We start from the raw sequence: 13,479 nt of genomic DNA on the forward strand, positions 1-13,479 counted from the left end.
AAAAAAGGGGTTGCGGGTATTTGGAACAAACCTTAGAACCCCCCTTACCGGAGACGCAGACAAGCCGACACGGTGCGCTAGACGGGACGGACGGAGCTGAGAGGCGATGGAGGTTCAGGAGGCGGAGAAATTCTGAGGTATTCGAGGCGGGGCGCGCTGAAAGTTACGGCGCATCTTGGTTTCTTTTGTCTCAACGCTCTTTGAAATTGATAATATCTGAAGAGATATGTGGGCGGTTTGGTTCATTCGATGGATCAACCTCTTCATATCGCGCTGGTAGCGACGGGCCATTTGGTCTTTAGCGATGATCCAGTGTCAGCTTCACTGTTTGGACGGCTTTCGGCTACTTTGTAGCTCTAAGCACAACAAACAGAAAAGACGCCTGTAGTATTCAGTAAGTACTGCAGGTCGATGTGCAGAGGTTCGACGTCAAGGATATGATGGTAACATCATTTCAACTTGAGAGTTTGATCCTGGCTCAGAACGAACGCTGGCGGCAGGCCTAACACATGCAAGTCGAGCGCAGTCCTTCGGGACCGAGCGGCGGACGGGTTAGTAACGCGTGGGAACATACCCTTTTCTACGGAATAGCCTCGGGAAACTGAGAGTAATACCGTATAAGCCCTTCGGGGGAAAGATTTATCGGGAAAGGATTGGCCCGCGTTAGATTAGATAGTTGGTGGGGTAACGGCCTACCAAGTCTACGATCTATAGCTGGTTTTAGAGGATGATCAGCAACACTGGGACTGAGACACGGCCCAGACTCCTACGGGAGGCAGCAGTGGGGAATCTTAGACAATGGGCGCAAGCCTGATCTAGCCATGCCGCGTGTGTGATGAAGGTCTTAGGATCGTAAAGCACTTTCGCCAGGGATGATAATGACAGTACCTGGTAAAGAAACCCCGGCTAACTCCGTGCCAGCAGCCGCGGTAATACGGAGGGGGTTAGCGTTGTTCGGAATTACTGGGCGTAAAGCGTACGTAGGCGGATCAGAAAGTAGGGGGTGAAATCCCAGGGCTCAACCCTGGAACTGCCTCCTAAACTCCTGGTCTTGAGTTCGAGAGAGGTGAGTGGAATTCCAAGTGTAGAGGTGAAATTCGTAGATATTTGGAGGAACACCAGTGGCGAAGGCGGCTCACTGGCTCGATACTGACGCTGAGGTACGAAAGTGTGGGGAGCAAACAGGATTAGATACCCTGGTAGTCCACACCGTAAACGATGAATGCCAGTCGTCGGGCAGTATACTGTTCGGTGACACACCTAACGGATTAAGCATTCCGCCTGGGGAGTACGGTCGCAAGATTAAAACTCAAAGGAATTGACGGGGGCCCGCACAAGCGGTGGAGCATGTGGTTTAATTCGAAGCAACGCGCAGAACCTTACCAACCCTTGACATCCTGTGCTAACTCGAGAGATCGAGCGTTCACTTCGGTGACGCAGTGACAGGTGCTGCATGGCTGTCGTCAGCTCGTGTCGTGAGATGTTCGGTTAAGTCCGGCAACGAGCGCAACCCACATCCTTAGTTGCCAGCAGGTTAAGCTGGGCACTCTAGGGAAACTGCCCGTGATAAGCGGGAGGAAGGTGTGGATGACGTCAAGTCCTCATGGCCCTTACGGGTTGGGCTACACACGTGCTACAATGGCAGTGACAATGGGTTAATCCCAAAAAGCTGTCTCAGTTCGGATTGGGGTCTGCAACTCGACCCCATGAAGTCGGAATCGCTAGTAATCGCGTAACAGCATGACGCGGTGAATACGTTCCCGGGCCTTGTACACACCGCCCGTCACACCATGGGAGTTGGTTCTACCCGACGACGCTGCGCTAACCTTCGGGGGGCAGGCGGCCACGGTAGGATCAGCGACTGGGGTGAAGTCGTAACAAGGTAGCCGTAGGGGAACCTGCGGCTGGATCACCTCCTTTCTAAGGATGTTTCTAGTAAATGAGCTTGCTCATCTCGTGAAACACTTAGCAGGACAGCAAACAAAGCTGTCCACATCAAGGCATCGCAAGATGACCTTTCGGACCGAGCCGTCCTCATATCTCTTCAGAACAAGAACACGAGCTACCGCTCGTATGGGTCGGTAGCTCAGGTGGTTAGAGCGCACGCCTGATAAGCGTGAGGTCGGAGGTTCAAGTCCTCCTCGACCCACCATATCCCTCGGGGAATGATGGGGCCTTAGCTCAGCTGGGAGAGCGCCTGATTTGCATTCAGGAGGTCAGGAGTTCGATCCTCCTAGGCTCCACCAAATACTTCACGCAGTGAGGTGTAAATACAGTGATTAGACCGGCAAGCAGTTTCGACTGTTTGCCCGTCCAATCGGACGGTGCGGAAACGCATTGGTGACATTCCTTTGGAATGCACCTGATTGACATCGTAAAGAGAGATACAGTTACTTTGAGAGTAATCTTAAAGTAACAAACAACACGATCCGATCTTACCGAGTAAGGTAATGATCTCGGTTGCTGCTTCTTAGGAAGCCGGTGTTTAGCGGACTGTTTCCTCGGTCTTTTAATCATATCGCGACTGAAATAGACGTGTTGTCCAAGTCAAGTACACTAACCAGAGACATGACGCCTACTTCCTGCACGGAAGGTGGGCTAGATGCATGTCTCGCTGTCCACTCTTAGAGAGTGGGCGGGTAAAAGTATGCTTTTGATCTGGAATAAGGAAAGACAGTTTCTTACCAGCTTCTGTCTTCCACGTTAGACTGGTGTTCTACATTCTATCGGCCGTTGAGGGTCTAAATTGTCCTCAAGTAGCCGAATAGGCGGTAGGACATTAAACCAGTCTTGCTTTTTCTGGATCAAATCAAGCGCGAAAAGGGCGTTTGGTGAATGCCTTGGCAGTAAGAGGCGATGAAAGACGTGATACTCTGCGATAAGTCATGGGGAGCTGAGAATAAGCTTTGATCCATGAATTTCTGAATGGGGCAACCCACCTGATACTTTGTTATTATTACCCTTCTGGGTAGCTAATAATGAGGTAAACCAGGTATTTATAGACTGAATACATAGGTTTATAAAAGCAAACCCGGGGAACTGAAACATCTAAGTACCCGGAGGAAAGGAAATCAATTGATACTCCCCTAGTAGCGGCGAGCGAACGGGGACCAGCCGAGCCTCAATTGTGGTTAGAATGCGTTGGAATGCGCAACCAAAGTGGGTGATAGTCCCGTATAAGAAGCATGAGAGGACGTATTAAGTAGGGCGGAACACGTGAAATTCTGTCTGAAGATCGGAGGACCACCTTCGAAGGCTAAGTACTCCTTACTGACCGATAGTGAACCAGTACCGTGAGGGAAAGGTGAAAAGCACCCCGACGAGGGGAGTGAAACAGTACCTGAAACCGAACGCCTACAATCAGTTGGAGGATCTTTACGATCTGACAGCGTACCTTTTGTATAATGGGTCATCGACTTGGTCTCACAAGCAAGCTTAAGCCGTTAGGTGTAGGCGCAGCGAAAGCGAGTCTTAATAGGGCGTTGAGTTTGTGGGATCAGACCCGAAACCGAGTGATCTAGGCATGGCCAGGTTGAAGGTAAGGTAACACTTACTGGAGGACCGAACCCACATCCGTTGAAAAGGATCGGGATGAGCTGTGCCTAGGGGTGAAAGGCCAATCAAACTCGGAGATAGCTGGTTCTCTGCGAAATCTATTTAGGTAGAGCGTCATCCGAATACCCTCGGGGGTAGAGCACTGGATGGGTAATGGGGCCCCACAGGCTTACTGATCCTAACCAAACTCCGAATACCGAGGAGTACTAGATGGCAGACACACGGCGAATGCTAACGTCCGTCGTGAAGAGGGAAACAACCCTGACCTACAGCTAAGGCCCCTAATTCATGGCTAAGTGGGAAAGCAGGTGAGACGACCAAAACAACCAGGAGGTTGGCTTAGAAGCAGCCATCCTTTAAAGATAGCGTAACAGCTCACTGGTCTAAATAAGTTGTCTTGCGGCGAAGATGTAACGGGGCTCAAGCCATGAGCCGAAGCTTAGGATGCATTTATTGCATGGTAGCAGAGCGTAGTGTGACATAATTCCATGTCTCCTTAGCCCAAGGTGGGTTTTACCCACCCTACGGTCTTGGAGACGCGGAGTTTTCTGTGAAGCCGGCCTGTGAGGGATCCGGTGGAGAGATCACTAGTGAGAATGATGACATGAGTAGCGACAAAGAGTGTGAGAGACACTCTCGCCGAAAATCCAAGGGTTCCTGCTTAAAGCTAATCTGAGCAGGGTAAGCCGACCCCTAAGGCGAGGCCGAAAGGCGTAGTCGATGGGAACCAGGTTAATATTCCTGGGCCAGATGGAAGTGACGGATCTCGAGGGTAGTTCATCCTTATCGGATTGAATGGGCTGCTTAGAGGTCCCTGGAAATAGCTCCATCGCTAGATCGTACCCTAAACCGACACAGGTGGATAGGTAGAGAATACCAAGGCGCTTGAGAGAACTATGTTGAAGGAACTCGGCAAAATACCTCCGTAAGTTCGCGAGAAGGAGGCCCGGTTCCTAGGCAACTAGGGGCTGGGGGCACAAACCAGGGGGTGGCGACTGTTTATTAAAAACACAGGGCTCTGCGAAGTCGTAAGACGACGTATAGGGTCTGACGCCTGCCCGGTGCCTGAAGGTTAAAAGGAGGGGTGAGAGCTCTGAATTGAAGCCCAGGTAAACGGCGGCCGTAACTATAACGGTCCTAAGGTAGCGAAATTCCTTGTCGGGTAAGTTCCGACCTGCACGAATGGCGTAACGACTTCCCCGCTGTCTCCAACATAGACTCAGCGAAATTGAATTACCGGTCAAGATGCCGGTTACCCGCGGTTAGACGGAAAGACCCCGTGCACCTTTACTACAACTTCACACTGGCATTAGGCCGAACATGTGCAGGATAGGTGGTGGGCTTTGAAGCGTGAACGCCAGTTTGCGTGGAGCCTCCCTTGAGATACCACCCTTGTTCTGCTTGATGTCTAACCGCGGTCCGTTATCCGGATCCGGGACCCTGTGTGGTGGGTAGTTTGACTGGGGCGGTCGCCTCCTAAATCGTAACGGAGGCGCGCGAAGGTTGGCTCAGAGCGGTCGGAAATCGCTCGTTGAGTGCAATGGCAGAAGCCAGCCTGACTGCGAGACTGACAAGTCGAGCAGAGTCGAAAGACGGCCATAGTGATCCGGTGGTCCCAAGTGGGAGGGCCATCGCTCAACGGATAAAAGGTACGCCGGGGATAACAGGCTGATACTGCCCAAGAGTCCATATCGACGGCAGTGTTTGGCACCTCGATGTCGGCTCATCTCATCCTGGGGCTGGAGCAGGTCCCAAGGGTACGGCTGTTCGCCGTTTAAAGAGGTACGTGAGCTGGGTTTAGAACGTCGTGAGACAGTTCGGTCCCTATCTTCCGTGGGTGTAGGATACTTGAGAGGAGTTGCCCCTAGTACGAGAGGACCGGGGTGAACGATCCACTGGTGGACCAGTTGTTATGCCAATAGCAGTGCTGGGTAGCTATGATCGGACAGGATAACCGCTGAAGGCATCTAAGCGGGAAGCCCCCCTCAAAACAAGGTATCCCTGAGAGCCGAGGTAGACCACCTCGTCGATAGGCCAGAGATGTAAGCGTAGTAATACGTTCAGTTGACTGGTACTAATGGCTCGATAGGCTTGATTTGATCCAGTAGAAGCAAGACTTTTACTCATCATTCAAAAGCATACACACATACATAACTGTACTGACTTGGACATTTGTTGAATTTATTCGGTTTGGTGGTCATAGCGTAAGCAAAACACCCGATCCCATCCCGAACTCGGCAGTTAAGTGCTACTGCGCCAATGGTACTGCGTCTTAAGACGTGGGAGAGTAGGTCACCGCCAAACCTAATAAGTTCAATAAATGTATATCTCTCAATACGATAACAATACAAAAAACGCCCGCTGTGAAAATATCACAGCGGGCGTTCTTGCGTTCAGATTAACTGTTGCCATACAGGCGATGAAAGCCCACGTCTTATTATAGGTTCAAAAAGGAACTAAAGACGTGAAAAATGCTATCATCATTCGTCCGGTATCAGAGCTCGACCATAGCCAATGGCGAAACCTGTGGAATCAATATAACGAATTTTATGGCAGAGCCGGACCAACCGCGCTTTCGGAGAATATTGTTCAATCCACTTGGCAAAGACTATTAGACCCAAGCGAACCTGTGCATTGTCTGGTGGCTGAGCAGGGTGGCAGGCTGGTCGGTCTTGCTCACTATATATTCCATAGAAACACAATCACGATTGAAAACACCTGCTATCTTCAGGACGTTTTTTCTGACCCGTCACTGCGCGGGCAAGGTATTGGAAGAAAGCTGATTGAGGCGTTTTATGAACAAGCCACCCAAGCCGGTACGGTAGGGGTTTACTGGCATACACATTCATCAAATAGCGCCGCGATGGCGTTGTATGACAAGGTTGCTAAGAACACCGAGTTTTTCGTTTACAGGCATAATGTAGATGTAAACCTGGCTGAATAGAATATTTCCCGTTGCCCTGAAACAGCATTACCCTCTCTATATCTAGTCTAAAGGTCCATCCCGACAGCCGTGACAATCACCTCCCATCGGAACCTTCTGCATTCTGGCGCGTATATGATCATGAACACACAAAAACACCCCACCCGCATTCTTTGCGCACTTGCTGCGCTCGTTGTACTTCCTTTCTCCGCCGCTGCTGAAACCGTCGGCAATGTTGACGTTGATTGGCTAGGGAATGACATCGTCGTGGAAGCGGTGGCCGACCCCAAGGTAAAAGGCGTTACCTGCCATCTGGCCTATTTTGAACGTGGCATCATTGACCGGTTGCAAAAGGGAGACTGGTTCGAAGACCCGTCAAACTCGTCGATTTCTTGCCGTCAAACCGGGCCGATTGAGATTGGCGATATTGAGCGCGATGACGAGGGCGAGACCGTGTTCACCGAACGCCGCTCTGTTATTTTCAAAACATTGAACGTGAAGCGCATCTATGATGAGGCGAATAACACCTTGATCTACATCAGCCACGCCCGCGACGTGCAAAACGGATCAGCAAAGATGTCGATGTCGACCGTGCCGCTCTATGCGCCGGGGAATTAGGCAAAGGATCGCCATACGGGAACTGTCCCTTTGCGCCGTTCTCATGTTGCGTTAATCTGCCGCAAAGCCACAACAACAAAGGGCACAGGCAGAATGGGCATTTCACGTAGAAACTTTACAATCGGATTGGGGGCATTGGGCCTTGCCGCATGTCAGGGGCGTAGCAGTGCGGTGACATATGCCTCGCGGAGCGAGAGCACTTTGCCCGCGGATTTGATGCCACAATCAAATAGCGGCTATGATGCTTGGGTTGCGGGGTTCAAGGCGCGGGCTACGGCACAGGGCATTTCAGCCGCAACGCTAAGACGAGGTTTCGTCGGGACAGGTTATTTGCCCGGTGTCGTTAAGCGTGACCGTAACCAAACCGAATTCAGCAGGACGCTTGAGGATTACCTTGCCATTGCCGCGTCAGAGGAGCGTGTCAGCAAGGGGCGCGCTGCCTTTGCCCGCCATCGGGGCATTCTGCGCCAGATTGAAGGGCGCTATGGCGTTCCGGCCGAGGTCGTTACCGCCGTGTGGGGGCTGGAGAGCTTTTACGGAGAGCGGCGGGGTGACGTGCCGGTCGTATCGGCCACGTCAACTTTAGCCTATGATGGCAGGCGCGGGTCTTTCTTTGAAAAACAGCTGATCGCGGCGCTGAAAATTCTTGAGCGGGGGGATGTCTCTGCACAGGGTTTAACGGGCAGCTGGGCCGGTGCCATGGGTCACACCCAGTTTATCCCCACATCTTATCAGGCTTTTGCCGTCGATTTTAACGGCGACGGGCGGCGCGACATCTGGTCGGATGATCCGACGGATTCACTGGCCTCGACTGCGGCGTATCTTGCCAAGTCAGGCTGGAAATCCGGCCAGAAATGGGGCGGAGAGATGGGAACTGCTGCGGCCAGTTCTGCAACACCGTTGAAGGTTTTGCAGCCTGACGCGGGCGGGCCACGCTTTGCGGTGTTTAGCAATTTCAATGCGATCAAGCGCTATAATAACTCTGACAATTACGCGATTGGTGTCGGGCATCTGTCTGACCGTATTGCGGGCGGCGGACCCATCCGGGCCAGCTTTGGCCCCGACAAATACGGCCTGACCATCGAGGATCGCAAAGCGTTGCAAGAACGGCTGACGGCGCGCGGGTTTGATACCGGTGGTACGGACGGGGTGATTGGCCCCAACAGCCGCAAGGCCATCTCAGCCTATCAGCAATCCGTTGGGTTGCCAGCGACAGGTGATCCGTCGCTGTCGCTGCTGCAACGCCTTTAAGGTTGCTTTAAACGACCGGCTGCGCGGGTGCCTATTGGCCTGCCAATATCCAGCGCGCCGCCTTTTCAGCAATCATTATGGTCGGGGCATTGGTGTTGCCGCTGGTGATCTCGGGCATGACCGACGCATCCACCACGCGCAGGCCTGCCACGCCTTTCATCCGCAAATGCGGGTCCAGCACGGCAGTCGGATCATCCTCGCGGCCCATTTTGACGGTGCCCACGGGATGAAAGATCGTGCTGGCGATGTCTCCCGCCAATCGGGCTAAATCATCATCACTTTGATATTGAATGCCGGGCTTGTGCTCTTGCGGGGCATAGGGCCGCATTGCAGGTTGGGCCATAATGTCACGCACTTGGCGCAGGCTTTCGGCGGCGACTTTGCGGTCGTCTTCGGTATCCAGATAATTCGGTGTGATCTTGGGGGCGTCGCGGAAATCGGATGAGGCAATCCGAACATGGCCGCGGCTGGTCGGGTTCAGGTTGCAAACGCTGACCGTCATGGCGGGGAAATCGTGCAGGTCTTCGCCAAACGCCTCAAGGCTAAGCGGTTGGACATGGTATTCAAGATTGGCATGGGGTCGGTCAGGGTTCGACCTAGTGAACGCACCCAGCTGGCTTGGGGACATGCTCATTGGGCCGGAGCGTTTGAGCAGGTATTCCAGCCCGATCTTGGCCTTGCCAAAAAGAGAATTGGCCAGGGTGTTGAGAGTCTGCGCGCCCGTTACCTTGAACACCGCGCGAATTTGCAAGTGATCTTGAAGGTTTTCACCGACAAAGGGCTGGTCCATCACCATCTCAACGCCGTGCCGCTTTAGCACTGCGGCGGGACCGATCCCCGAAAGCTGCAGTATTTGAGGAGAGTTCACAGCCCCGGCGGACAGCACGGTTTCCTTGGCCGCCGTCACGGTGACGGGCACACCTTTGTGATGCACCTTGGCCCCTGTGCAGCGCAGGCGTCCGTCGCGGTCTTTGTCAAATGTCATCTTTTCAACCTGCGCTTCGGTCCAGATGGTCAGATTGGTCCGTGATTTCGCCGGACGCAGAAACGCCTTTGACGTGTTCCACCGCCATCCAGAGCGCTGATTAACGTCGAAATACCCGACGCCTGCATTATCACCACTGTTGAAATCATCGGTCTTCTGAATGCCGGTTTCTGCCGCCGCATCGGAAAAGCTGTCCAGAATGTCCCATCGCAATCGTTGCTTTTCGATCCGCCATTCGCCGCCGTGCCCGTGCATATCGGAAAACCGGCTATTGTCCCCCGTTACCGGGTCGGCACCATCATCCAGTTTATAGTGGTCTTCATGGGCCTTAAAGTCGGCCAGCGCGTTTTGCCAGCTCCAATCTTCCTCGCCGGTCAGCTTGGCCCAATTGTCATAATCACGCGCTTGCCCGCGCATATAGATCATGCCGTTGATCGACGAACACCCGCCCAACGTCTTGCCACGCGGATAGAGAAGGGCGCGCCCGTTCAATCCCTTGTCTGGTTCGGTTTTATACATCCAGTCGGCGCGCGGGTTACCAATACAATACAGATAACCGATGGGGATATGGACCCATGGATAGGTGTCAGCTTTTCCGGCTTCTAACAGCAGTACCCGGTTGGCGGGATCGGCGCTAAGCCTGTTGGCCATCAGGCACCCGGCGGACCCGCCGCCGATTACAATATAGTCGTAGCTGTTTGATCCGTCAGACATCGCGCCATTTACCCATCGCTTGTTTCATTCTTGATCAGAGAGACACAGCCGCGCGGATCGCCTTCAGAAAGCACTTTATGCAGCGCTGATGAAAGCCATATCCTGAGGCCTGTGTTCCCTGATCCCGGCGACATTTGAAGGCCGAGTAGGCAAACTCTAGTGCCAATTTCTGCTAAGGGGTATCGCGAATTTTGATCTGGAGGCTGTCGATCCAACTGTTCAGAGCGGCCTTGCAGTTATAACTCCTTGACCAGACGCAAAGCGTCATAAATCGCGGCATGTGTATTGCGCGCTGATACCGCATCGCCGATACGAAACAGCCAGAATGTTGCGTCGTCATTCCAGTCCATCGTTTGCGGCTCGCCTGCGATCAGCGCCTCATAATCAACAGCGCCTTCATTCTTTGACAGAGGTTTGAGCGCGAAATACAGATCATCCATCGGCAAGGTGCCGTAGTTCACCACCACCTGATCATATTCCTGCTGTCTCGTAAAATCACTGTAGTCGGTGCCTATTGTGGCGACCAATTTATTACCAACACGGGAAACCCCCAACAGCCGCCGCGTCACGGTAAAGGTCACATCCTTATCCTGCAAAGACCGCATATAGGGGACAAGGTTCATCGCCATAATCTCGGGGGCAAAGCTGCGGTCGGGGGTCATCACCTCGACCTTGGTGCCCGCGTGGGCGGCAATCTCGGCGGCTTGAAGCCCGGGATGATCGCCGCTTTCGTCGTAGATGAGGATATTTCCGGCAGGTTTCACATCGCCCGAGATGATGTCCCACGACGACACCACATTTTCGGCTTCGACACCGGTTTCAAACAGCTCGGTATTGGGCAGGCCACCTGTCGCGATGATCACGACATTGGGGTTAAGCTGCGCAACCGTCTCTTCATCGGCCCATGTGTTAAAGTGAAACACCACGCCGCGGGCGGCACATTGCGCCATGCGCCAGTCGATGATCGACATCATCTCGCGGCGGCGGGCGTTTTGCGCGGTCAGCCTGATCTGGCCACCGGGTTCCGGCTGGGCCTCGAATACTGTGACGTGGTGACCGCGCTCGGCGGCCACGCGGGCGGCTTCCAACCCGGCGGGGCCCGCGCCGACGACGACGAATTTGCGTTTGACCAATGCGGGCTGAATGCTGTGCGGCATGGTCAGTTCACGCCCTGTGGCAGCGTTATGGATGCACAGGGCCTCTCCGCCTTGATAGATGCGGTCCAGACAATAGGTGGCCCCCACGCAGGGGCGGATGTCGTCCTCGCGCCCCTCAACGATCTTTTGCACGATATGCGGATCGGCCATATGCGCGCGCGTCATCCCGACCATATCCAACAGGCCAGCTGCCACCGCGTGACGGGCCGTTGCCACATCCTGGATGCGAGCGGCATGAAAGGTGGGCATGCCTGTCGCCTGTTTCACCGCGCCTGCGAAATCCAGATGCGGTGCGCTTTGCATCCCTTGGACGGGGATCACATCGGTCATCGCGGGATCGGTATGAATGCGCCCTTTGATCACGTTTAGAAAATCCAGCTGGCCCGATGCGGCAAGTCTTTTGGATATTTCAAGCCCTTCTTCGGGGGTGATGCCGCCCTTTTGCGCCTCGTCCGCGGTATATCTAAAGCCCACGATGAAATCGTCGCCCACCCGTTTGCGCACTGCCGCCAGCACATCCATGGGAAACCGCATCCGGTTTTCCAGCGTATCAGCGCCGTAAGGGCCAACCAAGTCATTGGTCAGCGGCGACCAGAACTGATCAAGCAGATGGCCGTAAACCTGCAACTCGATCCCGTCCATACCGCCGTGTTTCATCCGTTCGGCGGCGTCGGCAAAATCGGTGATGATCCTGTCGATGTCCCAATCCTCGATCAGTTTGGGAAAGGCGCGGTGCGCAGGTTCGCGGTGTTTCGACGATGACACCGACGGCAGCCAATCGCCCTTGTTCCACGTGGTGCGCCGCCCCAGATGTGTCAGCTGGATCATCACCGCGCAGCCATGTTCGTGGCAGGCATCGGTCAGATTGGTGATCCACGGCACGACCTCGTCCTTATAGGCCAGTACGTTGTTGAACACAGGCGGGCTGTCCTTGGAAACTGCCGCCGATCCCGCTGTCATTGCCAAAGCCACGCCAGCCTTTGCACGCTCTGCGTGATAGGCGCGGTAGCGGTCTTTGGGCATCCCGTCTTCGGGGTACGCGGGTTCGTGACTGGTCGTCATGATCCGGTTGCGTAAAGTCAGATGCTTAAGCTGGTATGGCTGCAGCAGCGGATCGGTAGACATGGCAAACCTCTTGGGCAAAGTTACATGCCGTAAGGGTGCAACTGAACGCGCTTTCAATCAACTCTATTCGCGCCGCTCGGTGGTCCGGTTACGTCTGAGAAAGACGCCGTAAATGCGCGCGCGTTTGGTCTTGGGTCGGGGGCGTGCTGCCCGCCAAAAGCGTTAAGTGCCAATAAAACTGGATCTCGGCGGGGTCTTTCATGAGTGTCGCGAAAGCATCTTGATGCCACGCGACTGCGTGTTGATGGGCCGCCGGTATCTGCGGAACCGCGTGAAGTTTCGCCAGCTCAGCCCGCGTGGCGATCAGCATCGGGTCAATCATGTGGTCTTGGACCGTGTTGAAATTCCGTTCGGCCCAATAATGCAGATCAAGACGCTTGGAGGTTCGATTGGGCAGGCCGCGCCCGCGTTTGACCATGAATTCAGCCGCGGATCGCACCGAATAGTGGTTCAGCCGCGCCCGCGCCGGGGTTTGCATCGAACCGAACAGATTAATCCGGCTGTCATCTTGGGCGAAGTCATCGCTGGCGGGCTGTGCCGCACCCAACGACCAACGTGCCGGTTTGCTGCGCTTGTTCTTGGGGCGGTGCACGCCAAGTTTTTGGAATTTCTCTGGCCGAAACAAGGTTTTGAAAAAATGGCCCGCTGGCAGGAAAAATGGATCGGGGGCGCACATGGTAAAACGCTCAACCGTTGGCTGGTCGGTGAATTCCATCTGCTCTGCTGCACCAAAGAACCGCCATGGTAGGGCAATGGCATCAGTCTCCTCGCCGACCGACGCGATCAGATCGGCAAAGGTCTCCATCGGTGTCTCAAGGCACAAAAACTCATCGCAATCAAAAAAGATCGCCCAATCCGCAGCCTTGATCAACGGATGTGCATCGGCCAATCGCATGGCCTGCCATTGCACCGATTTTTTGCCCGTCGGCTGAAACGGCACATGCGTTATATCCGGCAACAGGTCCAGCAGGCCTAGAGTGCCATCTTCGCAATCATGGGTGAAGATCAGAAAATCCGTGATACCCGCCGCGCGGTGATGGGCGATCCATTCTAGGCAGTAAGGCCCTTCGTTTCGCATGCAGGTTACGGCAAGGATACGTGTCACAGGGGGCGTCTCCTTGGGCCTAGGTTATTTGCGTTGCTCAAATGAC

The 13,479-nt window shown here is 54.1% G+C and carries 6 protein-coding genes, 2 tRNA genes and 3 rRNA genes; 8 read left to right on the plus strand and 3 right to left on the minus strand.

All coding sequences use genetic code 11. The features are described 5' to 3' along the window. The first annotated feature begins 455 nt into the window (after positions 1 to 455). The 8 genes from BM347_RS17045 (at position 456) to BM347_RS17080 (ending at position 8,347) form a co-directional block, all read left to right on the plus strand. Positions 456 to 1,920: ribosomal RNA gene (locus BM347_RS17045) — 16S ribosomal RNA — on the plus strand. Between the two features lie 155 nt (positions 1,921 to 2,075). Beyond that, a tRNA-Ile gene (locus BM347_RS17050) sits at positions 2,076 to 2,152 on the plus strand. 18 nt (positions 2,153 to 2,170) lie between these two features. Further along, a tRNA-Ala gene (locus BM347_RS17055) sits at positions 2,171 to 2,246 on the plus strand. Positions 2,247 to 2,807: 561 nt separating this feature from the next. Then, positions 2,808 to 5,654, plus strand: a 23S ribosomal RNA gene (locus tag BM347_RS17060). A 90-nt stretch (positions 5,655 to 5,744) separates the two neighbouring features. Next, positions 5,745 to 5,859: ribosomal RNA gene (gene rrf / locus BM347_RS17065) — 5S ribosomal RNA — on the plus strand. Together the 16S, 23S and 5S rRNA genes with 2 tRNA genes alongside form the textbook arrangement of a ribosomal RNA operon. Before the next feature lie 160 nt (positions 5,860 to 6,019). Then, the gene (locus BM347_RS17070; protein WP_093917710.1) at positions 6,020 to 6,499 is read left to right on the plus strand and encodes a GNAT family N-acetyltransferase; all 480 of its coding nucleotides are present in this window, start codon (positions 6,020 to 6,022) and stop codon (positions 6,497 to 6,499) included. 120 nt (positions 6,500 to 6,619) lie between these two features. Continuing rightward, on the plus strand, positions 6,620 to 7,096 hold the full coding sequence (locus BM347_RS17075; RefSeq protein ID WP_093917730.1) for a CreA family protein: 477 nt from the start codon (positions 6,620 to 6,622) through the stop codon (positions 7,094 to 7,096). Between the two features lie 93 nt (positions 7,097 to 7,189). Then, the gene (locus BM347_RS17080) at positions 7,190 to 8,347 is read left to right on the plus strand and encodes a lytic murein transglycosylase (RefSeq protein ID WP_093917711.1); all 1,158 of its coding nucleotides are present in this window, start codon (positions 7,190 to 7,192) and stop codon (positions 8,345 to 8,347) included. Positions 8,348 to 8,378: 31 nt separating this feature from the next. Here BM347_RS17080 and BM347_RS17085 read toward each other — a convergent pair whose 3' ends face one another. From BM347_RS17085 to BM347_RS17095, 3 genes are all read right to left on the minus strand, one after another. Then, positions 8,379 to 10,046: a GMC family oxidoreductase gene (locus tag BM347_RS17085; protein ID WP_093917712.1), complete on the minus strand. Its 1,668-nt coding sequence runs from the start codon at positions 10,044 to 10,046 to the stop codon at positions 8,379 to 8,381. 236 nt (positions 10,047 to 10,282) lie between these two features. Continuing rightward, positions 10,283 to 12,328 (minus strand): NADH:flavin oxidoreductase, encoded by a 2,046-nt coding sequence (locus BM347_RS17090; RefSeq protein ID WP_093917713.1) that lies wholly within the window; start codon positions 12,326 to 12,328, stop codon positions 10,283 to 10,285. Positions 12,329 to 12,416: 88 nt separating this feature from the next. After that, on the minus strand, positions 12,417 to 13,433 hold the full coding sequence (locus BM347_RS17095; protein WP_093917714.1) for a glycosyltransferase family 2 protein: 1,017 nt from the start codon (positions 13,431 to 13,433) through the stop codon (positions 12,417 to 12,419). Positions 13,434 to 13,479: the final 46 nt, after the last annotated feature.

The sequence above is a fragment of the Sulfitobacter marinus genome, assembly GCF_900116285.1.
Taxonomy (GTDB): domain Bacteria; phylum Pseudomonadota; class Alphaproteobacteria; order Rhodobacterales; family Rhodobacteraceae; genus Sulfitobacter; species Sulfitobacter marinus.